This window comes from Marinobacter vinifirmus (assembly GCF_002258215.1).
In the GTDB taxonomy this organism is placed as follows: Bacteria; Pseudomonadota; Gammaproteobacteria; order Pseudomonadales; family Oleiphilaceae; genus Marinobacter; species Marinobacter vinifirmus.
The window spans coordinates 163,374-188,404 of the sequence record NZ_NEFY01000002.1 but is presented as its reverse complement, the minus strand read 5'-3'; the positions used below and the strand labels follow the sequence as shown (position 1 = coordinate 188,404).

The 25,031-nt window shown below is 59.3% G+C and carries 22 protein-coding genes and 1 other RNA gene; 17 read left to right on the top strand and 6 right to left on the bottom strand.

The genetic code is table 11. The annotated features are described in order from the left end of the window. Positions 1-24: 24 nt before the first annotated feature. The 6 genes from B9Q17_RS03310 to B9Q17_RS03285 all read right to left on the bottom strand — a co-directional run bounded on the left by B9Q17_RS03310 (position 25) and on the right by B9Q17_RS03285 (position 8,952). Positions 25-2,481, bottom strand: a complete 2,457-nt coding sequence (locus B9Q17_RS03310) for a tetratricopeptide repeat protein (RefSeq protein WP_094624101.1) — start codon at positions 2,479-2,481, stop codon at positions 25-27. A gap of 46 nt (positions 2,482-2,527) precedes the next feature. Next, on the bottom strand, positions 2,528-3,898 hold the full coding sequence (gene prsR / locus B9Q17_RS03305; protein WP_094624100.1) for a PEP-CTERM-box response regulator transcription factor: 1,371 nt from the start codon (positions 3,896-3,898) through the stop codon (positions 2,528-2,530). A gap of 97 nt (positions 3,899-3,995) precedes the next feature. Continuing rightward, positions 3,996-6,125: an XrtA/PEP-CTERM system histidine kinase PrsK gene (prsK, locus tag B9Q17_RS03300; RefSeq protein WP_094624099.1), complete on the bottom strand. Its 2,130-nt coding sequence runs from the start codon at positions 6,123-6,125 to the stop codon at positions 3,996-3,998. A gap of 109 nt (positions 6,126-6,234) precedes the next feature. Further along, positions 6,235-7,182 (bottom strand): SDR family oxidoreductase, encoded by a 948-nt coding sequence (locus tag B9Q17_RS03295; protein WP_094624098.1) that lies wholly within the window; start codon positions 7,180-7,182, stop codon positions 6,235-6,237. Continuing rightward, positions 7,182-7,997 (bottom strand): lysophospholipid acyltransferase family protein, encoded by an 816-nt coding sequence (locus B9Q17_RS03290; RefSeq protein ID WP_094624097.1) that lies wholly within the window; start codon positions 7,995-7,997, stop codon positions 7,182-7,184. The genes B9Q17_RS03295 and B9Q17_RS03290 overlap by 1 nt, the downstream gene beginning before the upstream one ends. Before the next feature lie 34 nt (positions 7,998-8,031). Further along, positions 8,032-8,952, bottom strand: a complete 921-nt coding sequence (locus B9Q17_RS03285; protein ID WP_094624096.1) for a D-hexose-6-phosphate mutarotase — start codon at positions 8,950-8,952, stop codon at positions 8,032-8,034. A gap of 109 nt (positions 8,953-9,061) precedes the next feature. Here B9Q17_RS03285 and B9Q17_RS03280 point away from each other — a divergent pair, with 109 nt between their 5' ends. From B9Q17_RS03280 to B9Q17_RS03200, 17 genes are all read left to right on the top strand, one after another. After that, positions 9,062-9,823, top strand: coding sequence for a 2OG-Fe(II) oxygenase (locus B9Q17_RS03280; protein ID WP_094624095.1), 762 nt, complete (start codon positions 9,062-9,064; stop codon positions 9,821-9,823). An 80-nt stretch (positions 9,824-9,903) separates the two neighbouring features. Continuing rightward, positions 9,904-10,000: signal recognition particle sRNA small type (gene ffs / locus B9Q17_RS03275), an RNA gene on the top strand. Between the two features lie 194 nt (positions 10,001-10,194). After that, a complete protein-coding gene (locus B9Q17_RS03270) occupies positions 10,195-11,124 on the top strand; it encodes an esterase/lipase family protein (protein WP_094624094.1) in 930 nt (309 codons plus the stop codon). A gap of 234 nt (positions 11,125-11,358) precedes the next feature. After that, positions 11,359-12,210, top strand: a complete 852-nt coding sequence (locus B9Q17_RS03265; protein WP_167373004.1) for a lipase secretion chaperone — start codon at positions 11,359-11,361, stop codon at positions 12,208-12,210. A 71-nt stretch (positions 12,211-12,281) separates the two neighbouring features. Next, complete coding sequence (gene dnaX, locus B9Q17_RS03260) at positions 12,282-14,150, top strand: DNA polymerase III subunit gamma/tau (protein ID WP_094624092.1); 1,869 nt, start codon at positions 12,282-12,284, stop codon at positions 14,148-14,150. A gap of 4 nt (positions 14,151-14,154) precedes the next feature. Then, positions 14,155-14,478, top strand: a complete 324-nt coding sequence (locus B9Q17_RS03255; RefSeq protein WP_022989044.1) for a YbaB/EbfC family nucleoid-associated protein — start codon at positions 14,155-14,157, stop codon at positions 14,476-14,478. Between the two features lie 32 nt (positions 14,479-14,510). Next, the gene (gene recR / locus B9Q17_RS03250; protein ID WP_022989043.1) at positions 14,511-15,113 is read left to right on the top strand and encodes a recombination mediator RecR; all 603 of its coding nucleotides are present in this window, start codon (positions 14,511-14,513) and stop codon (positions 15,111-15,113) included. 14 nt (positions 15,114-15,127) lie between these two features. Then, complete coding sequence (locus B9Q17_RS03245; protein ID WP_094624091.1) at positions 15,128-16,279, top strand: ribonuclease D; 1,152 nt, start codon at positions 15,128-15,130, stop codon at positions 16,277-16,279. Next, positions 16,276-16,569, top strand: a complete 294-nt coding sequence (locus tag B9Q17_RS03240; RefSeq protein ID WP_094624090.1) for a YcgL domain-containing protein — start codon at positions 16,276-16,278, stop codon at positions 16,567-16,569. The genes B9Q17_RS03245 and B9Q17_RS03240 overlap by 4 nt, the downstream gene beginning before the upstream one ends. Further along, positions 16,566-17,012, top strand: a complete 447-nt coding sequence (locus B9Q17_RS03235) for a YcgN family cysteine cluster protein (RefSeq protein ID WP_094624089.1) — start codon at positions 16,566-16,568, stop codon at positions 17,010-17,012. Before B9Q17_RS03240 ends, B9Q17_RS03235 begins: the two co-directional genes overlap by 4 nt. Further along, on the top strand, positions 17,012-17,356 hold the full coding sequence (locus B9Q17_RS03230; RefSeq protein ID WP_094624088.1) for a hypothetical protein: 345 nt from the start codon (positions 17,012-17,014) through the stop codon (positions 17,354-17,356). Before B9Q17_RS03235 ends, B9Q17_RS03230 begins: the two co-directional genes overlap by 1 nt. Before the next feature lie 31 nt (positions 17,357-17,387). After that, the gene (locus B9Q17_RS03225; protein ID WP_058340807.1) at positions 17,388-18,230 is read left to right on the top strand and encodes an AAA family ATPase; all 843 of its coding nucleotides are present in this window, start codon (positions 17,388-17,390) and stop codon (positions 18,228-18,230) included. Positions 18,231-18,252: 22 nt separating this feature from the next. Continuing rightward, on the top strand, positions 18,253-19,431 hold the full coding sequence (locus B9Q17_RS03220; RefSeq protein ID WP_058340808.1) for a vWA domain-containing protein: 1,179 nt from the start codon (positions 18,253-18,255) through the stop codon (positions 19,429-19,431). Between the two features lie 380 nt (positions 19,432-19,811). Then, positions 19,812-21,416, top strand: coding sequence for a hypothetical protein (locus tag B9Q17_RS18260; RefSeq protein WP_208618751.1), 1,605 nt, complete (start codon positions 19,812-19,814; stop codon positions 21,414-21,416). Then, a complete protein-coding gene (locus tag B9Q17_RS03210; protein WP_244177295.1) occupies positions 21,413-24,202 on the top strand; it encodes a tetratricopeptide repeat protein in 2,790 nt (929 codons plus the stop codon). Before B9Q17_RS18260 ends, B9Q17_RS03210 begins: the two co-directional genes overlap by 4 nt. Next, positions 24,195-24,683: a tetratricopeptide repeat protein gene (locus B9Q17_RS03205; protein ID WP_094624087.1), complete on the top strand. Its 489-nt coding sequence runs from the start codon at positions 24,195-24,197 to the stop codon at positions 24,681-24,683. Before B9Q17_RS03210 ends, B9Q17_RS03205 begins: the two co-directional genes overlap by 8 nt. Further along, complete coding sequence (locus tag B9Q17_RS03200; RefSeq protein WP_058340810.1) at positions 24,680-25,030, top strand: hypothetical protein; 351 nt, start codon at positions 24,680-24,682, stop codon at positions 25,028-25,030. Before B9Q17_RS03205 ends, B9Q17_RS03200 begins: the two co-directional genes overlap by 4 nt. Position 25,031 lies beyond the last annotated feature (1 nt).

Below are 25,031 nucleotides of genomic sequence, written 5' to 3'. Positions count from 1 at the left end.
GCAGAGACGTTTTGTCAGGATTTCTTACAAGGCTTTTCTGGCGCTTTCCAGGTGGCTGGTGATGTCTTCGTTACCCGGCGCCAGTGCCAGCGCTTTTTCCAGGGTGGTGACAGCTTGCTGGTGGTTGCCGGCCAGGTGCAGCACCCAGCCATAGGTGTCCAGCACGGCTGAGTTTTGCGGAGCCTGTTCACTGGCCCTGCGCGCGAATTCCAGAGCCCGTTCGGTATCGTTTTCCCTCAGCAGCCAGGCCAGGTTGTTCAGGGCAGCGATGTTGTTGGGCTGCTGCTCCAGAACATAGTCATAGTGGGTGGCGGCCAGTTCGTCCTGGTTGTTGTTCATCAGCCAGTCGGCACGGGCCAGGTTGGCGGCAATGCTTTGTGGTTCATGGTCCAGCCATTGGCTGGTGATTTCGCCTCGGGCTTCCGGGCCCTGGCTGGCTGCCAGGCGGAGCAGGGTGGGCAGAAGGGCGGTTTCCTTGCGTTCCTGCCATTGTTCCTTCAGGTACGTCCAGGCTGCTTCGGGTCCGTTTTGGGATTCCAGTATGGATGTCCTCGCCAGCACGGTTGCCGTAGTAACGCCGAGATTGTCTTCCACCGCCTGTAGTTCTTCCAGCGCTTGCTGATGATTGCCCTCAGCCTGCGAAACACCCACGGCCAGCAGGGCCAGGCCCTGGTTATCCGGTGCCAGGGCAACGGCTTCTGCCGCTTTGGCCCGGGCGGTCGGGTAGTCTTCTGCCTGAACGGCTGCGCGGGTTTCTGCAACCAGTAGCTGGCCGAGCAGGCGGTTTACGGCAATGGTCTCGGAGGTTTGCTCTTCTCCCAGCAGGGTGCGCACTTGCACCAGTTCTTCGATGGCCCGCTCGCGGTTTCCGGTGCGGGCCAGGATGGCGGCCAGTGCCAGTCTGGGTTGTGCCATTTCCGGGTGTTGCTGTGCCAGCTTTTCTATCCGTGCCGTAGCGGCGTCAGTATCCCCAAGGCGGCTGTCCGCCAGGCTGGCCAGCAGCACCGCCTGGGGCATATCGCCATAGCCATTAACCAGTGAGTCCCTCAGTTCCTTAGCCTCGGTTTCTTCACCGCGGGCCAGCAACACATTCATGTAAGTGCCGGTGGTGTGCCAGTCTTCCGGCTGGGCGGCGAAAGCCATTCGCAGTTGGCCCAGTGCCTGCTCCGGCTGGTTGTTGCGCAGGTAGTGCTGGGCCAGGGCCAACCGCAAACGAGTGCGTTCGGGTTCGTTGCTGATGGCTTTGCTCAGGCTGGCCACGCCGTCACTTTCCTTGCCGGGCAGGCTCAGGGCCAGAATGCCGTGCATGGCAATGATTTCGTTGTCGTCCGGCCGGGCCTGCATGGCCCGTTCCAGAGTTTTCAGTGCTTCTTCCCGGTCGCCCTGGTCGATTTGTGCCATGGCAGCGGCGCGCAGGAAGGGGGTGGGTGTGGTTTCAGGGTCAAGGTTCTCTGTCAGCAACCGGGCGCCTTCATCCAGCTCGCCGGTGCCGGTTTCAAGAGCCCCTAGCATCAGGGCCGCCTGCTGGTTTTCCGGGTCCAGCTTCAGCATGTCCCGGAGAATGGTTTTGGCCTGGTCGATGTTGCCTTCACGTAGCGCCGCTACCGCAGCTTCGCCTTGCTCCCGGGCACCGGAATTCTGGTTGTCGGCCAGGATTTTGTTGTAAACCTGGGCTTCGGTAATCTTGCCCTGCTCGGTCAGCACCCGGGACAGTGCCGTCAGTACTTGCCGGCGCACCGGCAGGAAAACATCAGACGTCGGCATGCTGCCAGCGGCGTCTGTCAGTGTGGCTGCGGCGTTTTCCAGGTCGTTCTCCCGGTACTGGGCCATGCCTTTCCAGTATTGCACCTCTGGCTCGGGCTGGTTTCTCGCCATCCAGTCATCGGCGCTGCGGATGGTTTGTGAGGTCTGGTTCAGGTCCATCTGGGTTTTCAGGGTGCCGGTCACTGCATCCAGGTTCGACGGGTTGTTGTCCATCAGGCTGCGATACAGGGACAGCGCTTCAGCCTTGTCTCCGGACAGGCGCAGGGTTTCAGCGCGAACAAGCGACGCCCGTAACTGTTCCTGGGGGTTGGAAGCGTTGTGAAGGGCCAGGGTCTCGGTGGCTGAAAGATGTTTGCCCTGGTTTACGTAGGCTTCGGCCAGTGGAATGGCTACCTGTGAGGCATGGTCTTTCAGCCAGGGTTCCAGCAGTTCGGAGGCCTGCCGGGACGCGCCTATCTGCAGATACAGTTCAGCCAGGTGGACGATATGGCCAACGTTATCCGGTTCTGCCTGTACCGCGTTTCTTACTTCCAGCAAGGCGGACCGGTACTGGCCCTGGTCTGCGTAGGTTTCAGCCCTTGTAATATGGGACGTTGCTTCGTTGGACGTGCTCTGATTGTTGCAGCCAGTCAGAACCGGTAACGGCAGTAGCAGGGCGCCGGCAAGTAGCAGTGTTGTGAGCCGAAGTTTTGTTCGGTTATTTGTTGTTGTGTGCACGGTATCTGCTCCTTGATAACGATAGGCAAAATAGCGGGTAAATGGGTCAGGAGGCGGGCGACTCCGCCGAGGTTTCTATCCTGTATTTGTCGGTGAGGTTGTACAGGGTGGGGCGCGTGACCCCCAGTAACCGGGACGCCTGGGACATATTGAACGAGGTGCAATGAAGAGCCTGGCGAATGGCTTGTTTCTCGGCTTGTTCCCGCACCTGCCTCAGGTTCAGCTGGTTGACCGGTTCACCCTCGCCAGTGCTTAACTGCAGGTCGCCGGCGCTTACCCGTTTGCCATCGGCCATGATTATGGCGCGCTTCACCTTGTTGATCATTTCCCGCACATTGCCCGGCCAGGCATAGCTGGTGATGGCCTGCACGGCGTCTTCGGAAAAGCTCAGGTTTTGCCGGTCCAGTTGCTTGCCCAGGCTTTTCAGTAACGACTGGGCGATTACCAGGGCGTCTCCGTCCCGCTCGCGCAGCGCGGGTACATCCAGCGTTATCTCGCTGATTCGGTAATAGAGATCCTCCCGGAATTCTCCCTGCGTAATCAGTTCCTGAACGTTCCTGTGGGTGGCGCACACGACACGTACGTCCACCGGAACCGGTTTTACCGAGCCTACCCGGTCAACAACGCGCTCTTGCAGGAAGCGGAGTAGCTTCGCCTGCAGGGCCATGGGCATATCGCCTATTTCGTCCAGGAACAGGGTGCCGCCGTTGGCGCTTTCAATTTTTCCTTTCTTGGCCTGGGTGGCGCCGGTAAAGGAGCCTTTTTCAAAGCCGAACAGCTCGCTTTCCAGCAGGTTTTCTGGGATAGCCGCGCAATTGATGGCGGCAAAGGGCTGGTCTGTCCGGTGGCTCAGGTCATGCAGGGCCCGGGCCAGCAGTTCCTTGCCGGTACCGGTCTCGCCGGTAATCAGGGTGGTTACGTCGGTGGGGGCGACTTTCTCGATGGTTCGGCAGATCTCCATCATTTCAGGACTGGCGGCGACGATCCCTTTTATGCTGGCGCCGTTGGTCTGGCCGATGAGTTCGCGGTTTTCCTGTTCCAGCTCTGCCAGCCGGAAGGCCCGGTTAACCACAAAGGTAAGTATGTCGGCGTCCAGGGGTTTCTGGTAAAAGTCCGAGGCGCCCATGCCGATCGCCTTTACGGCGTTTTCCTTGTCTTCCCGGCCTGTCACCACGATCACCTTGGTCATCGGGGCCAGCCGGAGGATCTCTTCCAGAAGGGCAAAGCCCTCGGAAGCGCCACCGGCATCGGGGGGCAGGCCAAGGTCCAGTGTGATTACCTGCGGTTCCATGCGGCGCAGCGCAGCCAGTGCGGAATCCCGGTCAGCCGCAACCGAAACCTCGATTTGGTCACTGAAGCACCAGCGCATCTGGCTTTGCAGTCCGGGGTCGTCCTCTACTATCAGCAGTCGCTTCACAACAACAATCAATCCTTTGTTTGTCTCTTGTTACGATTCTTAACTTAATGTTGACGGTTTGCAATGTTTGAATTTGTAAAAGTCTGCAAAACGTCAATTAGTTGACGCCTTGTTTGGGTCTGGGGTTCGTAGTGGCCGGCAAATACTTGGCGTTCTGCTGGGTAGAAGCCGCAACAGGCAGGCGCACAGAGAAGCAGGAGCCCACGCCCGGCTCACTGGTTACATCAATACTGCCCCCGAGTTCCCGGATGTATTCCCGGGCCTGGTAGGCGCCAATTCCCATGCCGGTCAGCCCCTTGGTGCTGGCAAAGGGTTTGAAGAGCTGGGTGCTGATAAACTCTTCGGTCATGCCGCAGCCGGTGTCCTGGATAAACATCACAACGTTGCCCCTGGCAGGCTTGAGGTTGATGGTGATCTCGCCATCGGGTGGGGTGGCATCCTGCGCGTTCTGGATCAGGTGGCCCAGCACGTTGCGAAGCTGCTCCTTGTCGGCCCGAACCATGATGGGGGCCGGATTGCCCTTCAGGCGGGGGGCGGGGCTGCGTCGACTGTTGTGCTCGATTAATTCCTCAAGCAGCCCGGTCAGGTCCAGGCTGGTATCGGTGGCCTGGTCCGGAGTGGTATGTGGCTTCCGGATGTGGTCTACCAGGTTCGACATTTTGCGAACCGCGTGGTCTGTGGTTGCAATCATGTCGTCAATGAACGCTGGATTGTCCCGGTGTTTCGGCGCGTTCTTCACCAGCAGGGAGAGCTGGGCGATCAGGGTTTTCAGGTCATGCACCATAAACGCGGAGGCTCTGTTTAAAGCCTCGAACTGCATAGCGCGGGACAACCGGTTCTGGGCATCAGTCTGGGCCAGCAGGTTACAGGTTTGCCGGGCCACCACTTTGATCAGGTCAAAGTTTTCCCAGTTCAGCTCCACGTGAGCATAGGGCTTGCCAACCAGGGCGATCCCGTACAGTTCGTTACCAAGGTAAAGCGGTATCACCAGCCAGGCATCCGGGGTGTTCCGGATTATGTCCGGCAGCTCCATCAGGTCATACCGGATAGGGTCTTCCTGATACTCCTGAAGGTCGATTATCCATTCCTGCTCCCGGAAAAAGCGCACCAGGTCGGAATCGTCGTCAATAATAGTGTATCGGGGAGTGGCCAGGTTGGCGCTGGCCTTCATTGCATAACCGGCCTGGTCATCTTTCAGCCAGATAGCCCCGGAGTTGCTTTCCACCAGCCCGGCCAGAATTCGAATCACCCGTTCCGGCAAGGGTGGGTCGTCACTGAGATTGGCCAGTTCCCGGGTCATTTTCAGCCACTCTTCACGATAATCGTATTTGTAGTCGAAGAAGTTCTGGCTGATAAACACCATCAGGCGGGCGCGCACCCGGCGGGACATTAGCAGGGTGACCAGGAAAGCTATGGACACGGTAATTAACAGCACCTGCAGGGCTTCGCCCCACTGGCCCCCAAAGGCCCGCACATAGTAACCGCCTACGGCCAGCAGGAGCAGGTAGCCGGCCGCCAGAATCAGGGTGCCGGCATGGAAAACGGCGGAACGGGATAGCTGGAAGTCGACCGGTTGTTTGCGAGTGTTGATCACGTTGATGGCGAACAGGGGCATCAACGCTGCATTCACAAAGCCCCGGGCATTCCAGAATGCCTCGGATACCTTGCCGAACAGAAGGGCATCGGCGTACATGAAAAAGTCGAAAGCGAACAGGGTCGCTATGCCAATACAAAGGTATTTAAGGCTGGAGCGGCCAAAAGCGGGGGAGTTTCTCCAGATCTGTTCAACCAATGAAAGCCCGAGCAAAGACAGGGCAATCTGGCCCAGCAGCATGGTTTTGCCGTTGACGATATCAACATTGAAGACAAATTCGATGGAGCCGAGGGTTATCAGTGTGACGATAAGCACAAAGGTCGCCGCACCAAGCACCTTCTTCATCTGGCCTGCCAGCCGGCCCTGCCGGAAGGCGGTTCGAAGCATGGCAAACAGCAAGAGGATCCAGGCGGTGTCGCGCAGTAATTCCAGCAGATAGCGGATCAGGAACCCCGGCTGGCCCCAGATGTCCTGCGCCACCAGTGTGCCGGCCCAGAGGGTGGTCACAAAGGCAGCCAGAAACAGCCCGCGGTCGATATCCCGGCGCAGGTAGCGGGTGGCAACAAATACAGACAATACCGCGAATACTGCCGCGGCAGAGCCATAGCTGATCAGGCTGAAATCCCTGAGCATCCGGTCATTCCTTGAACCGTAGTTCTGTACTTATTTTGTACAGAGTATCCCTGTTCGCCGCTTTCCGTCTATCAAATTCCGGAAAATCGGCGCCCGTTCACCGTCAAGGTTACACCGGGCGCTTGTTGTTGCGATAGTAGCGGAAGATTTCTTTCAGGGGGCGCTTGGGCTTGAAGCCGAACTCCCTGGCAAAGGCTCGCCCGTCAATCACCACCGGGTACTTGAAGAAAGCCAGCAGGTAGTGTGGGAAGCTTTTCAGGTTCAATAGCCGGGCAATGGCTTTCGGCACAATGGGTGGCACAGACAGAATCGGAATACGCTTGCAGCCGCACATCTTCAGGGCTTGCTGGTAGGCTACCCAATCGTGGGGCGCCACGTTGAATACGCCTTTAACCGGCTTTTGCCAGGCCAGCACGATGGCATCGGCCATGTCGTCAATATGGATGAACTGCATCATCGGCGAAAAACCTGCCAGCACCGGCGCCCGTTCACTGGAGAGCAGGGCGCTCATGGTGTTGCGCACACCCGGGCCGACGATGTTGCAGGGCCGCAGAATGGTGATGTTCAGCTCCGGATACCGCCACAGGTAGATGTTGGCCAGGTTTTCCAGTTCCACGGAATCCACCAGGTCTGCGCTCAGCCCGGCACTTTTCAGGGGTGCTGCCTCGTCAATCAGCGCCGGGTTGTAGGCCATGGCGCCATACACGTGGAAGGTGGAGAGGATAATCACCCGTTTGATGCCGTATTTGTGGGAGAGGTCCAGTAGCCTCTGGGTGCCCAGTACGTTGGCGTTGTAGCGGCGCATCCGGGTCAGTTCGCTGGTCATCAGCCGGCCCAGGTGGATAACGCCGTCAAACCGGTATTGCCGGAACAGGTCTTCAAAGCCCCGCTTGTTCAGGTCGATGCAGTAGCTGGGAATGTCATCGCCCAGGTACACCTGCTGCCGGAAGTCCACCGCGACAATGTCGCAGTTATCGCGCAGGCGGTTAATGACTTGCTGGGTGAGGGCGCCGGCTGCACCGGTCACCAGGATTCTGGGCTTGCGTTGTTCAGACATCAGAACAGCCCCTCCCGCTCGCTCAGGCCTTTGTCGATCAGTTTGCGGATTTCTGTCTTGACCGCTTCAACGCGCTCGGTCACCTGTTCTTCCGGAATCTCGCTGTTGTCGAAGTACATGGGTTCGCCAAAGTTCAGGCGCACTTTCACCGGGAAGATTACCGGTAGCGCCACCGGTACGTAGGGCACGCCCAGCGCCTTGGCCAGGGGTTTGATGTTGGCAATGGCCGGAATGGTTTCTTCGCAGCCGACAACACCCACCGGCACAATCGGGGTGTTGTATTTCATCGCCAGGTGCATGAATCCGTTGCCAAAGCGTTTGAGCTGGTAGCGGTCCCGGTAGAGTTTGCCGGAGCCCCGAACCCCTTCAGGGAAAACGATGACGGCTTCATCGTTCTCCAGCATCTTGGCGCAGTTGATGGGGTCGCCCAGTACAGCGCCCACATCGTTGAGCAGGTTGCCCAGCCATGGGACGGTCGGGAAGAAGCGCTCGATCATGGCTCTGGGGATGCGAGGCTGGTCCGGGCGGGAAGCCAGCGCATAGCCGATCAGCAGGCCGTCCAGGGGCAGCTGGCCGGAATGGTTGGCGATCAGCAATACCGGGCCTTCCGCTGGAACCTTCTCCACGCCGGAGGCCTCTACCCGAAAGTATTTCTCGTAGATTTGACGGGTGAGGGTGAAGCCGTACTTAACGGCATCGTTGTTGAATCCCCAGGGGTCGTAGCCAAGGCTGCCGATGGGTTTGCGAATTCGGTTCAACTGCGCTTCCAGCTCCGCCGGAACCAGTCGGGATTTCAGATAAGATGCCAGGCCCATGCCCGCTCCCTGTGTTGACGATTACTTCAGGCCGTCAGCCGCGACCAATTACAACGCCGAGTGTGTGGCTCTGGCCCTCATTTAATACCCGGTAGTCGGTAGCTGCATTGGCCGTTTCGACACACACCATTTTTTGCCAGCCAGTGCCGGGAAAGTCAGAAAGTCTTAAGGCTTTCTCGGGGCCGGGGTTCCACACTACCGTGGAATCACTGCCAACAGATGTCAGTTTGCGTTTTCCCGCGGGAGTGACCAGGGTCAGTGGCTCTGCCGATTCGTAGATGCGGTCAGTTTCACCGTCGAAATAAACCGGGCCTTCCTGTTCAAAGTAGTCCCAGTCTTTCAGGGTATCCATATATTGGCTGTGGCCCAGCCCCAGTAACCGTGTGCGGCTGATGTCCGAGGTTGGCAGATAGGTGTGCAAGGCCTGGCTCAGGGCCAGCGGGTCTTTGGATAGATTGGTGGTGGTCAGGGCAATCTGGCAGCCGCGGACTGAAAAGCTGAAGGTGATCAGCGCCAGCGCATGGCCATCCCACTGGCCTTCAAAGTCTTCATTGGCATTCAGGGACAGGCTGATTTCCACTTCGTGGGCACTTTCCCGGACATCCTCCAGCCGCCAAAGGGCAGTGCGGGCGAAGCCGTGGGCTGAGGGGGTATGCACCCGTTTGCGGATCTCCGGCGGGTTGCGGGCCGGGTCGCCAAACCAGGGCCAGCACACAGGAATGCCTCCGCGGATGGCACGGCCTGGTTCAAATCGGGCGGTATCACTCAGCCACAGCCAGTTGGTGTCGTCGTTTAAGGCAAAGTGGGTGAGGTGCGCGCCCTGCAGAAACACCGTAGCGCTGAACACCGGATGATGAACCTCCAGGGCTTCCAGCTGGCCAATGGTCTTCCAGCGGGTGAACGACCATTGGCCCGGGGTGACGGATGCCGGCGGAGTGTGGCTGCTTTCAGGCATGGCGGGTGGTTTTTCCTTAAGTGTATCTTCTTATCCGCAGATTAAATTAAATACGGCTTGCCGGCGAGTTTGACCCTACAATAGCCGGAAAATTCTGCGAGGCCCCACCATGCATTCAGACACCGACTTGGCCATTATCATTCCGTTTCCGGACCCTGTGCTGGAACGTGCTTCCGACCAGCTCGAACAGGTTGCCGGTGACGAACTGATAAGCACCGTTACCGGGGCAGATGTTCAGCCAGCGATTGATGGCTTCTGGCTGGATGAGCTGGCGGATGGTTTGAGTGAATCGGCCTGGATGGAGCTGGACCTTACCCCCCGGTTGCCGGCTGGTTTGCTGGCGGCGTTGCGCAACGAAGTAGCCATCCTGGATAAAACCGAGGCCATGAGCCGCGCCGGCATCGGCCGGGGCACGGACCTGGTGAAAGACCGCAGTGTGCGCCGCGACAAGATTGCCTGGCTGGATGGTTACAGTGAGCCTCAGCGTTTGTTGTTCGAGTGCTTCGAACAGATAAGGGAGGGCCTGAACCGGCGCCTGTATCTGGGGCTTAAGCGGTTTGAGGCCCATTACGCCACCTATCACCCCGGCGATTTTTATAAGCGCCACCTGGACAGCTTTCGTGGCCGTGCCTCCCGGGTGGTCAGCCTGGTGTTGTACCTGAACGAGGATTGGGGGCTGGAAGATGGCGGAGAACTGCGGGTGTTCGCAGCGGCCGATTCCGGGCAGGTGGTCGGGCAGGTGCGTCCGGAAGCAGGCAGGGCGGTGCTGTTCCTGAGCGAGCAGGTACCCCATGAGGTTCTGCCGGCAAGGCGCACCCGTTACAGCATTGCCTGCTGGTTCCGGCAGGATGAAGTGCCATTACCGCTATAGGCCGTTGTAGTCCTGAAACCCTTCTGATACTATTCGCGCCGCTTTCGGGGAAATGTCCCGAAACGCCGTTATGGTGGCCCCATTGGTGCCTCCGCAACATGAAACCGTGAACCCGGTCAGGCCCGGAAGGGAGCAGCCGAAGCGGTGGATGTGTGTGCCGGGGGATTGCTGGTGGGGTCACCCCCAGATTTTTACCTCTTTGTTTTTTCTTCCGGTTTTTCTCTATTTTCCTGTATCGCTTTGTGATGCGTTTCACAATTGAGCGTTATGTGGCCCTGTTGGCACTTATCCCTGTCTATAGTGTTTTTGGCATGCTGCCCATTGGGTATTGTGCCGTTGCCCGAACACAACAAAGACAAAAAGGGAAACACATGAAAAGTGCCAAAACAAAAGCAGTTGTAACAGCGGGTGTACTGGCGGCAGCACTGACTGCCCAGCCGGCTTCCGCATGGTGGTTCAGCAAACAGGATACCTATACCCAGACCGAGCATCCGATTGTCCTGGTGCACGGGCTGTCAGGCTTCAATAAGCTGTTCGGCCTGGTTTCCTATTTCAACGGAGTGCCGGATGAACTGGCGGAAAGCGGGGCGGAAGTCTTTGTTCCCCAGGTGTCTGCTGCCAACTCTACCGAGATCCGTGGTGAGCAGTTGCTGGCCCAGATTGAAGAATACATGGCAGTAACCGGGGCCGAGAAGGTGCACCTGATTGGTCACAGTCATGGCGGCCCGACCATCCGCTATGTGGCGGGCGTGCGGCCAGACCTGGTGGCTTCGGTATCCAGTGTTGGTGGCGTTAACTGGGGCACCCCGCTGGCGGATACCCTGAATAACGGCAGTCTGGACGGCCTGGGAGACTGGTTCTTCGGCTTGATCGATACCTTCTCCGGTGGTGGCGGCCTGCCGCAAGACACCGCAGCGGCCATCCAGTCACTGAGTACGGAAGGCAGCATTGCCTTCAACGCAGACTTCCCGGCAGGCCTTCCTTCTTCTTATTGCGGTAACGATGGCGCACAAGTGGCCAATGGCATCCGCTACTACTCCTGGGGTGGCAATAAAGCGGTCACCAATGTTCTGGACCCGAGCGATCTGCTGCTGGGTGCCCTGACTCCCATCTTTGACGAACCCTCCGATGGCATGGTGCCATCCTGCAGCATGAAGCTTGGCAAGGTGCTGGGTGTGGATTACCGCCACAACCATCTGGATGAAGTGAACCAGGTGCTGGGGCTGGTAGGGCCGTTTGTGACGGATCCGGTTCAGCTGTACCGGCAACAGGCAAACCGTCTCAAGAATCTTGGCCTCTGACACAGCCGATAACCGAAGGCGGGCCCCTGCGGCCCGCCACGGATCGATTTTATGAACCAGAAACGATTTGCTGTATTGGCTGGCCTGCCGCTTATATTCGGAGCAGTCGGCTGGTGGCTTATGCCGGGTCCCGTCAAGACGGGTCCGGAGCCAGTCTCATCGGTGGTGGAGCAGGGACATCAGCAACCGGCAGTTACTTCTGGCTCATCGGGTTCCGCGCTGGTGCCGGATAATGTGAATCATCCTGCCTTGCCCCGTGATGAACGCGTTTCTGACATCGAAGTGGGCGGACAGGTACGCCTTGATATGAATGGCAACCTGGTGCTGGACCGCCAGCTGCGCCGTTACCTGGATTTCTTTATCGGGCTGACGGGGGGCGCCTCCTATTACGAAACCCTGAAGGCCCGCCTGGCGTCTGAACTCAAGGCACAGGATTTACCTCCGGAGATTCAGCGACAGGTTCTTGCCATTCTCGACGACTACCTGTCTTACCGGAAAGCTGCCGAAGCGATGGCCAGTAACGAGCACCACAGCGTTGACGACGTTCGCCAGGCCCTGGGTCAGATTCATGACCTGCGCCGGGAGCATCTCGGCCCGGATGTGGCGGAAGGCTTTTTTGGCGAAGAAGAGCGCCGGTTGCAGGTGATGCTCGACCGCCAGAAGATTCTCAACGACGAAAGCCTGACTGATTCCGAGCGTGACCGCGCCCTGGCGCAGCTGGATCAGCTGTTGCCAGAGTATTCCGTTGAACTCCGGCGCAGGTCCCGAACCGTGGTCGAAACAGCCATGCAGGTTCAGCAACTGCGGGAGCAGGGTGCTTCGGAAGCCGAAGTGCGGGAGTTGCGTTTGCAGGCCTATGGTGCGGAAGCTACCGAACGCCTGGCAAAGCTCGACCAACAGCGGAATCAGTGGCAGAACCGGCTGGGTGAATACCGGCAGCAAAAGGCCCTGATCGATAATAACGAAGGCCTGGCTCCGGCCGACCGGCAGGCGGCGGTGGAAGCCCTGCGGGAACGGATCTTCACCGAAGAGCATGAACGTCGGCGAATTCGCGCCCTAGAGCGCACGGCCGGCATGGATTCATAGCCACGTCATCCTTCTTCTGAAACCGGGTCCATGCTAGAGTTAAGCGCATTTTTCACAGCAGTTGACGGAACATGAGCTATCAGGTTTTAGCCCGGAAATGGCGCCCCCGTACGTTTGAAGACATGGTTGGGCAGGAGCACGTGCTGCAGGCACTTGTTCACGCACTGGAACACCAGCGCCTGCACCATGCGTATCTGTTCACCGGTACCCGGGGTGTGGGTAAAACCACCATTGGCCGCCTGCTGGCCCGGTGCCTTAACTGTGAAACCGGCATTACCCCGAACCCCTGCGGCGAATGTGACAGCTGTAAGGAGATCCTGGAAGGCCGGTTTGTCGATCTTATCGAAATCGACGCCGCATCCCGCACCGGCGTGGATGACATGCGCGAACTGACCGATAACGTTCAGTACGCCCCCAGTCGTGGCCGCTTCAAGGTGTACCTCATTGACGAGGTGCACATGCTCACTAACCAGTCCTTCAACGCGTTTCTGAAAACCCTGGAAGAGCCGCCGGAGCACGTGAAGTTCCTGCTGGCCACCACCGACCCCCAGAAACTGCCGGTTACCGTGCTGTCCCGCTGTTTGCAGTTCAACCTCAAACGGATGACGCCGGAACACATTGTCGGCCACCTGAAACACGTGCTGACAGAAGAAACCATTCCTTTTGAAGAGCCGGCCCTGTGGCTGCTGGCCCGGGCAGCCGACGGCAGTATGCGGGATGCCCTGAGCCTGACCGACCAGGCCATCGCCTTTGGCAATGAGAACCTCAGCGCCAGCGATGTCAGTAATATGCTGGGCACCATCGACCAGCGGGACATTGAACGGATAGTCAGTACCCTGGTAGAGCGGGACGGCCCCGGGTTGCTGGCGGAAATCAGTCGGATTTCGGAATTTGCGCCGGATTACGGGGTCATCCTGGCCGACCTGCTTTCCCTGTTCCATCGCGTGACTATGGAACAGGTGGTGCCGGGCAGTGCCGATAACTCGCTGGGTGATGCCGCCCAGGTGCAGGCCCTGGCCAGGCAGCTGAGTGCCGAAGATGCCCAGCTGTTCTACCAGACCGCCCTGATCGGCCGCAAAGACCTCGCGGTAACGCCAGACGCCCGCATGGGTTTTGAAATGACCATGCTGCGCATGCTTGCGTTCCGGCCAGGGGCTGACCGTCGAGAGCCGCCGGCAGTGACTTCCGGTAACACGGAAAACTCCGGCCGCGCTGAACCGGAGCCCGACCCTGGCCCCGTCTCGCCCCCGGTAGCGGAACATCCGCAACCTGAGCCGCAGCCCGTAGCGCTATCTCCGGATCCGGTGCCTGCGCCCGCACCGGAGCCTGCGGCAGAATCGATGCCGGAACCACCGGTTATGGATACCCCGCCCTGGGAGGATGAGCCGGAACCCCCGTATTATGATGAGGTGGCGCCGGAGCCAATGGTAGCGCAGGAGCCGGTCAGCGAACCGGAACCCCGTAGCCCGCAGCCGGTCGAAACACCGGAGGCTGTGATCGAGCCGGATCCAGAGCCCGAAGCCGTGGCGCCGGCCGAACCGGTTAACCGGGACGGCTTTGTCTGGGAACGTGACTACCGGCAGCTGGAAATCACCGGCATGCCCGGCAACCTGGCCAGCTACAGCGCCATGGCCATGGACGGGCAAACCGTTGTGCTTACCCTGGATGAAGGCCATGCCCGGCTGCTGAACGCCCGACATGAAGAAAAAATTGTGGCGGCCTTGAGATCCTACTTTGGCGACGCCACACAGTTAAAGATAGAGCAGGGCATTCCCGGGCCCCATACTCCGGCGGCGTTTGAAGAGCGCCAGCGGGTCGCCCGGCAGAAAGCCGCAGAAGCTGCCATCCGGCAAGATCCGGTGGTGCAGAGCATTGTTGAACGATTTGAAGGACGGGTGGTAGAAGAATCCATCCGCCCCGCAGAGACAGGCAGGAGATAAGCAGATGATGAACAATATGGGCGACCTGATGAAAAAGGCCCAGCAGATGCAGGAGCAGATGCAGAAGGCCCAGGAAGAAATCGCCAAGGCGGAAGTGACCGGAGAATCCGGCGCCGGGCTGGTGAAAGTCACCATGAACGGTCGACACGACGTCAAAAAGGTAGAGATCGATCCTTCCTTGCTGTCCGAAGACAAGGAAATCCTGGAGGACCTGCTGGCAGCCGCGGTGAATGATGCCGTTCGCCGGGTAGAGGCGAACCAGAAGGATAAAATGTCCGGCATGATGTCTGGCATGGGCATGCCGCCCGGCTTCAAGATGCCGTTCTGACGCCAGCCTGCCATCGGAATTGAGGAGTATTCATGGCATTCAGTCCCCTGGTTGATGAATTGGTGGAATCACTCCGGTGTTTACCCGGAGTAGGCCAGAAAACCGCCCAGCGCATGGCCTTTCACCTGCTGGAACGGGGTCGTTCCGGCGGCACCCGGCTGGCCGGCGCTCTGAGCCAGGCCATGGACGGTGTGCGCCGCTGCGACAGTTGCCAGAACTTTTCCGATACCGACATCTGCCAGATCTGCGAAAAGCCCGAACGCCGCACCGGTACCCTGTGTGTGGTGGAGAGCCCGTCAGATCTACTGGCTATCGAGCAGGCCGGTGACTACCGTGGCAGCTACTTTGTGTTGATGGGACACTTGTCGCCCATCGATGGCGTTGGCCCGGAAGAAATCGGCATTGAACGTTTGCTCAGGCGGGTGCGCGAAGAAGGCGTTACCGAGCTGATCCTGGCCACCAACCCCACGGTGGAAGGCGAAGCCACGGCCCACTATATTGCCGACCGACTGGATGGCCAGAATATCCTCATTACCCGGCTGGCCCACGGTATTCCGGTGGGTGGCGAGCTGGGTTACGTTGACGGTTTTACCCTCACACACGCCTTCCGGGGCCGTAAACCCCTTTCCGAATAACTCCAGGTTTTCCTATGACAGATAGCCCATTGGCCGCACCGGTTCCCCCGGCCCCCGAGACTGTCCGCTGGCTAAGCAGCCCGGCGGAGCTTGATCAGTGGCTGGAGCAGCTGGCGCCCGGCGCGCCGGTGGCGCTGGATACTGAATTTGAACGGGTCTCCACCTTTTACCCCATCCCAGGCCTGGTGCAATTGGGCGGGCAAGGCGAGTACTGGCTGATTGACCCGGACGTAGCCGAAGGCTCGGCAGGGTTCCGTAATATGCTCGCAGATCCGGCTCGCCCGAAGCTGCTGTACGCCATGAGCGAAGACCTGGAACTGTTCCGCCACTGGCTGAACGTGGCACCGGCCGGGCTGCTGGACCTGCAGATTGGCGCCGCCATGGCCGGTGCCGGGTTCTCGCTCGGTTACGCGAAGCTGGTGGAAACCCTGTTCGGAGAAGCCCTCGATAAATCCGTTACCCGCTCAGACTGGGTGTCCCGCCCGCTGTCACCCGAGCAACAGCGGTACGCTATAGACGACATCCGTTTCCTGGAGCCCCTGTATAACTGGGTGATTGAAAAGCTGCAGAAGCGGAACCTGGAGCAGGCCCTGGCCGAGGAATCCCAGCGCTTTGCCGATGAAGCCGCAGGCCAGGAAGACCCGGAGCAGCACTACCTGAAACTGCGCGGTGGCTGGACTCTCACCCGGGAGCAACAGGCCGTTTTGCGGTTGCTGGTGGCCTGGCGAGAGCGGGAATGCCAGAAGGTCGACCGCCCCCGAAACCGGGTGCTGAACGATGGCCTGCTGATTGCCATCGCCGAACGCCTGCCGGGTTCACTGAGAACGCTGAACGACATCCAGGGCGTTCCCGGCGGTATCGTAAAACGCTATGGCGAGCACCTGCTGGAACTTGTCCGCGAAGGTCGGGAAGCCGATAATGCCAACCTCGAGCCAATCCCCCGGCCCCTGAGCCGGGACCAGCAAGCGGTTTATAAAAAGGTAAAGCGTTGCTTTAACAAAGTGGCGGAAGATCATGATATTCCGATAGAACTTCTGGCTCCCAGGAAGCGTATCGAGAAGGTGTTGCAAGACGGCACCCTGGCCGGAAACGAATTTTTTCAAGGCTGGCGAGGCGAATTGCTGAAGCCGGTAGAAACCGACATCGAGGAACTTCTCAGACCATGACAGACCGTGAATTCGTTTCGGTGTTTCGCAGCAGCAAGAAGATGGACACCTATATCTACGTACGCCGCGGCCAGGTTTGGGACGATCTGCCGGAAGCATTGCGGAGCATTTTCGGCAAGCCGGTCCATTCGATGGACCTGCTGCTGACACCGGACAAGAAACTGGCCCGTACGACCGGGAAAGAAGTCCTTGAAGCTATCCACGATAAATCCTTCTTCCTCCAGATGCCGGAAGAGCAGGAAACCTATATCGTCGATTTCAAGCGCAAGATCGAGCAGCGTCAAAAATGATTGCCGAGATTCCCTTCTGGCAGCGCAAGCGCCTGGATGAGATGACGCCGGCCGAATGGGAATCCCTGTGCGATGGCTGCGGCCTGTGCTGCCTGCAGAAGCTGGAAGATGAAGACACCGGCGAGGTGTACCATACCGACCTCGCGTGCCGGTATATGGACCTGGAAACCTGCCGCTGCACGGTTTACAGCGAGCGCCTGAAAAAGGTACCGGCGTGCACGGTGCTGACGCCGGACACGGTGAACGAGTACCACTGGATGCCGCAAACCTGCGCTTATCGCACCCTGGCAGAAGGCAGGCCGCTGGCGGACTGGCACCCTCTGCGAAGCGGCGATCCGGATTCCGTGCACAGGGCCGGTGTTTCAGTACGGGGCAAGGTGGTCTCTGAAGACGACGTTGCCGAACAAGACTGGGAAGAACATATCATTCACTGGATTTTGTAATGATGGATACTGACGCCTCACTGGCATACGGGATTTTCTGGGCGGCCTACGCCGTTGCGTTTGTCGTGTTTTTCTACATGATGAAAGCGCTGTTCCGCCTTCTGCCACTTTACGGGCTGCGCACCTTGCTGCTGGCAGCACTGGTTGTGTTGTTGCTGACCCCCGTGGAATCACCGGAAGTGGCAGGCTGGTATATCCCGGCCTGGTTGTTTGCCGGCTACGAGCTGATCCTTGGCGACATCAGCGCGGCCGGTTCCGCCATATTCAACTTCACCGTGGCATCGCTGGTGATGCTGCTGGTGTGGATACTGGATCTCGTTCGCTACCGCCTGGTACGCAAATAATTTTCAAAGAAACCAAACAGGACACAGACCCATGAAGTTTACCGGTACCGAAAAATACGTAGCCACCGATGACCTGCAGATGGCTGTTAACGCAGCGATCGCGCTTCAGCGCCCGTTGCTGATCAAAGGCGAGCCCGGCACCGGCAAAACACTGCTGGCGGAAGAAATGGCGGCGGCCCTGGGCATGCGCCTGATTCCCTGGCACATCAAGTCCACCACCAAGGCTCAGCAGGGCCTGTACGAGTACGACGCGGTCTCCCGCCTGCGGGATTCCCAGCTGGGCGATGAGAAGGTCAAAGACATTCGTAACTACATCGTCAAAGGCAAGCTGTGGGAAGCCTTTGAGGCCGACGACCAGGTGGTGCTGCTGATCGACGAAATCGACAAGGCCGACATCGAATTCCCGAACGACCTGCTGCTGGAACTCGACCGCATGGAGTTCTTCGTTTACGAAACCCAGGAGTTCGTCAAAGCGAAGAAACGCCCCATCGTGGTCATCACCAGTAACAACGAAAAAGAACTGCCAGACGCTTTCCTGCGCCGTTGCTTCTTCCACTACATCAGCTTCCCGGACCACGACACCATGCAGGAAATCGTGGACGTGCATTTCCCAGGGCTGCAGCAGCAAGTGGTGCGGGACGCGCTGGAAGTGTTCTTTGACGTGCGCAAGGTGCCCGGCCTGAAGAAAAAACCGTCTACCTCCGAGCTGATCGACTGGCTGAAGCTGCTGATGGCCGATGAACTGTCTGCCAAGGCGCTGCAGGAAAAAGATAGCAGCTCGGCACTGCCGCCGCTTTATGGTGCACTGGTTAAGAACGAGCAAGACGTGCACCTGCTGCAGAAGCTGGCGTTCATGGCGCGCCGCCGCAACTGATCTCTGGCAAGAGTTTCGCTTTATGTTGATCGACTTTTTTCTCGAAGTGCGCCGGGCGAAGGTTCCGGCCAGCCTGCGGGAATTCCTGGACCTGCTGGAAGCCCTCCAGCAGCGCCTGGCCTTTGCCGATATGGAAGAGTTCTACTACCTGGCGCGAGTGTGCCTGGTGAAAGACGAGCGCCATTTCGACAAGTTCGACCGGGCGTTCAAGGCGTATTTCGAAGGCATCGAAAACCTGGATGATCTGCTCGAGGCACTGATTCCGGACGACTGGCTGCGGGCCGAGTTCGAGAAGCATTTGTCCGAGGAAGAAAAGGCGAAGATCGAATCCCTGGGCGGGCTGGAAGAGCTGATCGAAACCTTCAAGAAACGCATGGAAGAGCAGAAAGAGCGCCATGCCGGGGGCAACAAGTGGATTGGTACGGGCGGCACCTCACCATTCGGCGCCAACGGCTACAACCCGGAAGGTTTCCGCATCGGCCAGAAAGATGGTCGTCAGGGCAGGGCGGTTAAGGTCTGGGAAAAACGCGAATTCAAAGACCTGGACGACAGCATTACCCTGGGCATTCGTAACATCAAGGTGGCCCTGCGCCGGTTGCGTAAATTTGCTCGACAGGGGGCGGCCGATCAACTGGATATGGATGACACCATCCGCTCCACCGCCCGTAACGCCGGTTACCTCGACCTTAAGATGGTTCCGGAGCGGCATAATGCCGTTAAAGTGCTGATTTTCTTCGATGTGGGTGGTTCCATGGACCCGCACATCCGGGTCTGCGAGGAGCTGTTCTCGGCGGCGCGGCTGGAATTCAAGCACATGGAGTATTTTTACTTTCACAACTTCGTGTACGAGAGTGTGTGGAAGAACAATATTCGCCGCATGAATGAAACCAGTAGCACCTGGGACATCCTTCACAAGTACACGCCGGACTACAAAGTGATCTTTGTGGGTGATGCCACCATGGCACCCTATGAGATTACCCACCCGGGCGGCTCCATCGAGCACTGGAACGAAGAAGCCGGTGCCACCTGGATGCAGCGGATTACCGAGCACTTCAACAAGGTGGTCTGGCTGAATCCGTTGCCGGAGAGCTATTGGGGTACCGGAGGGTCGCTGGGGATTACCCGGCAGCTGGTGGAAGACCACATGTATCCGCTTACCATTGAAGGCCTGGAATCGGCCATGAAGCAGCTGAGCAAATAAAAAAAGCCGATGCGCGGTTAACGCATCGGCAAAAGCTCGGCATATTCAAGCGGGGGTTGCCCATTCAGCGCTCCCGCCCCTTCCGTTAAAGCAATTCAGGGGCCAACCCTTTCCCTTCTGAAGCAAGATCAATAAGTTAACCGGAACATCGCTGTCTGGTTAGTCCCTCTGCTCCCGCTATCTGTCAAATAAACCGACACTTTTGTTGTCTGACCCAAAATGCCATTTGGTGAATTGGATACCGTTCTTGGTTTGTAGCCGGTGTTACTCTTCCTTTCGAATTGTTACACAGCAGGATCAGCATGTTCGGCAGACAAAAATCACAACAGTGCCGGATACCCCCACGGAGCAGGGGGCTTTGGATATCCGGTCTTCCTGTTATGTTGGTGATTGCAGCCATGGCCCAGGCCAGTGCTGCGGCCATCGACAACGCCATCAGTGGCCTGGAGGCTGAGGTCTCACGCCATGCTGCCAGCGTGCACACCCTTGAGCAAAAGCTGCGCAAGACCATCGATACCCGCGTTGCGGTTTACCTCTCCCTCGCCAATCCGGAAGCACTGGACCTGGATTCTGTCGAACTTTTCCTGAATGGCCGGCCGGTCGGTAATCACCTCTTTACCCTTTCCGATAGGGATTCCCTTGAAGCCGGCCGCAGCTACCCCCTGTTTACTGGCCATATGGCGGATGGCAACCATCAGCTGACCGCCGTTATCAACGCCAGGGCAGTGAACAAGCGGTTTGTCCGTCGTGAGGTGGTGAACCCGTTCCGCAAAGTGTCGGGTGCGATGCAGCTGCAGATGAGCATTGACGCGACCGGGCCGGACTACGAGCCGCGGGTTAGCCTGGGCAAACAGCCGTGGGCCGGGGCAACGCCCTCTCAAGCCGGAAATGCTGCAATTGGCCGGCCCAACCGGCAAAAGGAATTACTGCAGGATGCCGAGCAGGCCCGGCAGCAGGGCAGGCTCGATAAGGCCGGTCAGATCTTGGCCGGGATGAAGGAAGGTTACCTGGCCGCGGTGGGTTACATGAACCTGGCGGCTGACTTTGCCGAGACCGACCTTGATCCGTCCCGGGCGCTGGTTGCCCTGCGGGTGGCTATGTCGATGGCCGCCCATGATTCCGAGTCGGCACGCAGCCGTGATCTACTCGACCAGCTGCATCTGCGGGCCGGTTACCTGGCCCTGAATAACGAGGAATACGACAAGGCGTTAGGGTTTCTGGAAAAGGTCTCGCTCGACAGTTACCACGCACCAAGGGCGCTTTACCTGCATGGCCTCGCTCTTTCCGGCAAGGAAAACCACCGGGGCGCCATGCAGAGCTGGCACCGGGCCAAGAAATTCCCCCTGGCGTTTCCCGGTGTGGCGGAAGCCTGGATTGGTATGGGGCGGGGCTACGACATTGCGGGATATCCCGGCCAGGCCGGGGAGTCCTGGCTGGCCGCCAACGTGGCCTTTGAAGGCGAGCGGACAACCCTTTCCAGGCTGGCAGATGGCATCAAAAGCGATGGCGCCTATAAAACCCTGGTAACCGATGCCCGCGGCCCGCAGACCGAGTGGTTCCTTTCGGACAGCCGAACCCTGACCCAGCCACGCATGGCCTATTTGCTTCGTTTCCTGGAAAAAGCCGACACCCAGATCGCGGTACGCCGGGTAGCCGGGCTGGACGAGATGTCGGCAATACTTGAAGAGAACCGGCACAACCTTGAAGTATTTGCGCGGGTAATCGAACACCACGGTGGCATGAGCGATCTGTTGGTAGCAGCCCGGGAACTGGCTACCACTGGCCGGGCGCTTGGCCAGCAGGTTTTGCAAACCCGGCAGCAGGCGTCCGGCCAACTGGACGAACTGGCCCTGGCCTTTGTGGCCAACGAAGACCGGCGCATGGAACACGCCATAGACAGAACCGAACAACAAGTGGCGCACCTGTACGAATACCTGGCACTGGAAAAACTGGCTTATGAAGCCAGCGGGGAGGGCGCCCAATGACCCCGATGGCCCCAATGAAAAGCACCGCCCGGCTGAAGTTACGCACCTGCTTGCTGATGGCAGCGCTGGTATCGGCACCGGCACTGGGCCAGGAATCCTTCCGGGTGGAGCTTGGTCGCGACGGGGAAACCTTGGGCGATATGCGCCCGGTGTTCCTGAAATTCGAAAGCCGGCCATTACCGGCCATTTCGCCTGCCGAAGTTGCTCGCCGCTACCAGAAGCTGTTCGAGAGTTCTGACGAACCGGAAGTGCGCATCGATGCCCTCAACCGCCTGAACAACATCCGTGACCGCTCCGGCCAGGAGGTGGGTTTTTCCGCCGAACAGGAGGCGGGTATCTACGAGGAAGTGCTGGAGAGCTATGAAGACATCCTGGCCAGGGGGTCTTTCTCCGGCCGGCTGGATGAACTCCTGTACCAGATGGCGAAAGCCCACGCGCTGACCGGCCAGCACCAGCAGTCCATCGACCGGCTTGAGCAGCTGATCGGCCTGTATCCGAAATCTCCGCTGGTGCCGGAAGCCCGGTTCCGGGTTGCTGAAGCCGACTTTTCCGCCGGTCGTTACCGGGAGGCCGAAGCGGGGTATCGCCAACTGCTGGATGGCGATGGTAAACAGGATATCGCCTCAAAAGCCCGCTACATGATGGGCTGGAGCCAGTTCAAGCAGGGGGCAGGCGCCTGGGATCGTTCGGTGGAATCGTTCATGGCGTTGCTGGATCAGCACCTGCCGGAGCCCGAACGGCTGAAGTCACCGCCGGCCGAGAGCCGGGACATGATCGAAGACAGCTTCCGTATCCTGGCCGTGATGGCGGCCCGCTCCGATAACGCCCGATCACTGGACCGCTGGCTTGCCGGGCGCAACCCCGCGCCCTGGGTTCCCATTCTCTATGACCGGCTGGCGGATCTGCACGCCCATGAGGGCGGCTACCAGCAGGCAGTGGCGGTGAATGAAGCCTTTGCGGCAGCCTATCCGGACAACGCCGCAGCATCGGATATGCTGGCTCAGAGCGTTGAGTTCTGGCAGATGGCCGGAGATGTCGAGGCCGCCAGAGTCGCACGTTCCGATTATGTTGCACGCTTCGCTTCGGATGCGCGTTATACCGCCCTGAACGGCAACCAGAAGGCAAATTGGCGGGATTACAGCCGGTTCCTGGCCGACTATCACTACGCCGGCAAGCGCTGGAGCCAGTCGGCTGATTATTACGAATCCTTGGCGTTGCGAGCAGATAACACCGGCGAAATCCTGCACCTGGCGGGCGATGCAAGATTGCAGATGGGGCGCCTCGACCAGGCCCTGGCCAATTTCGAGAAAGCGGCCTACACGTATTCCCATGACCGCTCTGTGGAATCTGCCTGGGCGGCGATCAGCATTCTGCGGGACAGGCTGGGCAACCGCTCCGAACCTGTTACCGAGGCACTGGCCAGCCTGAGCTCCGCCGAACAACGCTACACCAATGCCTTCGGGCCGGATGCCAGGTTGTCCGCTTTGCGCGCGGATCTCGCCAACCGCTGGCTTGAAGCCGGCGACGGCCAGCAGGCGCTTCTGTATGCGCGCGCCACGCTGGACTGGCCACAAGCCAGCCCTCGGGAACAGTACGCCGCCTGGCTGGTTACGGCCCGGGTACGGCAGGGTGATGGCGACTATCCGCAGGCGGAGGCAGCCTGGCGCCAGGCGCTGCAACTGGTGCAGGCAACTCCGGAGGTGGCCGAGTCCCGGGATGATGAGCAAAAAATCCAGAACCAGTTGGCCACCGCAATATACCGGCAAGCAGAAACCGCAGCGGGCGCTGGCAAGACGGCACTGGCCGTTGCCAATTTCCAGCGAGTGGAAACCATCCTCCCGGGCTCGGAAATCGCCATCAAGGCCCGCTTCGACGCTGCCAACACCCTGCTGAAGGCTGCAGACTGGCAAACCGCCATTAATGAATTGCGCCGGTTCCGCCTCGATTTCCCGGAAGATGCCCTTACGGCTGAAACCAGCGAAAAGCTGGTCTACGCCTATCAACAATCCGGCCAGCCGGTGAAAGCCGCGGGCGAACTCATGGCCGCAGCCGGTTCTGCGCCAGAGCCCTGGCCCATAAAATTGCGTGCCGCAGCGCTGTACCACGAGGCGGGTGCTGAGCCGGAACGTAACGATCTTTACCAGCAGTGGCTGGCCGTTGCGCCTGAGCCCGCCGATGCGAAGGATCACCTGCAGCAGCAGACCATGCGTCAGCGCCTGATTGAGTCTGGCGTCGATGTTTCCAATCAGCAGAACATCCTGCTGGCCCGGGAAGACGCCAGTGAGTGGCACTCGGAAGAGACCCTGCAATGGGCCGCAGATGCTGCGTTGGCGCTGGGCTCCGGTGCTGCTGAACGTTTCGCAGCCATTGCGTTGACTGCGCCCCTCGAAACCACCCTCGCCAGAAAGCAGCAAGCCATGGAGCAGGCGCAAACCTACCTGCTGCAAGCGGAGTCCTTTGCCGGTGAGGACGTGCAGTCCGAAGTCTTGTACCGGCGGGCAGAGCTCTACCGAACCCTGGCCAGTGACCTGATGGCATCAGAGGTGCCGGCCGAACTGAACGATATGGAAACCATGCAATACCAGATGCTGCTGGAGGAAGAAGCCTTCCCGCTGGAAGAACGGGCCATGGCACTGCATGCCCGTAACCATCAGCGCATTACCGGGCAGGGCTATGACCAGTGGATCGCCCGCAGCCTGGAAGCGCTGGCAGGTATGCATCCGGGCCGTTACCAGAGGGAACTGCGATGGATGAGCTGGAACATGGAGGGTAACGACGATGCCTGAGTTCAGTCTTCGCTGCCGTACGGTCGGTGCACTGATCGGACTGGTTATGCTGGCGGGGTGTGCTTCTACCGGGCCTGTCTCCAAACAAGCGGAACCGGAGCCTGTACGTTCGCCGGAGCAGGCCCGGGAACTGGCCCGGCAGGGCATGCTCGCGCACGAGCAAGGCCAGACGTCGGTGGCCATTGAAGCATTACAAAAAGCCGTGGCGCTGGACCCGACCGACGCTGCGGCGGCCAACAACCTGGCCCTGCTGCTGAAGCAGCAAAACCGGTTTGAAGAAGCCGCCGGCGTGCTCAAAACCGCCATCCAGGCTAGCCCGGATGTGGCTGATCTCCATTACAACCTGGCCGTTATTTCAGAAATTTACCTGCTCGATCTTTCCGCTGCGCTTATCCATTACCAGCGCTATACCGAGTTGGCCGCGGAGGAAGACAAGGCTGTCACCGGCTGGATGGCCGACCTTCAGAGGAGATTGCAATGAGCGCAGTAGTTCGTGCTGTCGCAACCGCCCTGATGCTGGTTTTTGCCCATGCCGCGTTGGCGCAAAGTGCCGACACAACCGAGGCCGAATCGCCGGAGCAGCCTGGCTTTGAGGTGGCCGGAATTTCCGCCAGTGGCGGCGAAGATGACCCCCGGGTGCTCTACATTTTGCCCTGGCAGGCACCCAGCCTGCCGCGCCGGCCTCGCGCTGAACTGAACCGGGAAGCCCCGGAACTGGATCAACCACTTTCAACCCGGACTCTGGAAAGCCATCGCCAGTTCCGGCAGACCCTGAACCCGCTGGTGCTGCAGCCCTTAACCGCAGCACCCGGCCAGACCCAACCGTGAC

Excerpts from the sequence above, each read along its gene's own strand:
- B9Q17_RS03220 (WP_058340808.1), top strand. The coding sequence starts at position 18,253 with ATGTTGATCGACTTTTTTCTCGAAGTGCGCCGGGCGAAGGTTCCGGCC.
- recR (WP_022989043.1), top strand. The coding sequence starts at position 14,511 with ATGGCATTCAGTCCCCTGGTTGATGAATTGGTGGAATCACTCCGGTGT.
- B9Q17_RS03235 (WP_094624089.1), top strand. The coding sequence starts at position 16,566 with ATGATTGCCGAGATTCCCTTCTGGCAGCGCAAGCGCCTGGATGAGATG.
- B9Q17_RS03295 (WP_094624098.1), bottom strand. The coding sequence starts at position 7,182 with ATGTCTGAACAACGCAAGCCCAGAATCCTGGTGACCGGTGCAGCCGGC.
- dnaX (WP_094624092.1), top strand. The coding sequence starts at position 12,282 with ATGAGCTATCAGGTTTTAGCCCGGAAATGGCGCCCCCGTACGTTTGAA.
- B9Q17_RS18260 (WP_208618751.1), top strand. The coding sequence starts at position 19,812 with ATGTTGGTGATTGCAGCCATGGCCCAGGCCAGTGCTGCGGCCATCGAC.
- B9Q17_RS03205 (WP_094624087.1), top strand. The coding sequence starts at position 24,195 with ATGCCTGAGTTCAGTCTTCGCTGCCGTACGGTCGGTGCACTGATCGGA.
- B9Q17_RS03200 (WP_058340810.1), top strand. The coding sequence starts at position 24,680 with ATGAGCGCAGTAGTTCGTGCTGTCGCAACCGCCCTGATGCTGGTTTTT.
- B9Q17_RS03280 (WP_094624095.1), top strand. The coding sequence starts at position 9,062 with ATGCATTCAGACACCGACTTGGCCATTATCATTCCGTTTCCGGACCCT.
- B9Q17_RS03240 (WP_094624090.1), top strand. The coding sequence starts at position 16,276 with ATGACAGACCGTGAATTCGTTTCGGTGTTTCGCAGCAGCAAGAAGATG.
- B9Q17_RS03225 (WP_058340807.1), top strand. The coding sequence starts at position 17,388 with ATGAAGTTTACCGGTACCGAAAAATACGTAGCCACCGATGACCTGCAG.
- B9Q17_RS03285 (WP_094624096.1), bottom strand. The coding sequence starts at position 8,952 with ATGCCTGAAAGCAGCCACACTCCGCCGGCATCCGTCACCCCGGGCCAA.
- B9Q17_RS03255 (WP_022989044.1), top strand. The coding sequence starts at position 14,155 with ATGATGAACAATATGGGCGACCTGATGAAAAAGGCCCAGCAGATGCAG.
- B9Q17_RS03230 (WP_094624088.1), top strand. The coding sequence starts at position 17,012 with ATGATGGATACTGACGCCTCACTGGCATACGGGATTTTCTGGGCGGCC.
- B9Q17_RS03245 (WP_094624091.1), top strand. The coding sequence starts at position 15,128 with ATGACAGATAGCCCATTGGCCGCACCGGTTCCCCCGGCCCCCGAGACT.
- B9Q17_RS03290 (WP_094624097.1), bottom strand. The coding sequence starts at position 7,997 with ATGGGCCTGGCATCTTATCTGAAATCCCGACTGGTTCCGGCGGAGCTG.
- B9Q17_RS03210 (WP_244177295.1), top strand. The coding sequence starts at position 21,413 with ATGACCCCGATGGCCCCAATGAAAAGCACCGCCCGGCTGAAGTTACGC.
- B9Q17_RS03270 (WP_094624094.1), top strand. The coding sequence starts at position 10,195 with ATGAAAAGTGCCAAAACAAAAGCAGTTGTAACAGCGGGTGTACTGGCG.
- prsK (WP_094624099.1), bottom strand. The coding sequence starts at position 6,125 with ATGCTCAGGGATTTCAGCCTGATCAGCTATGGCTCTGCCGCGGCAGTA.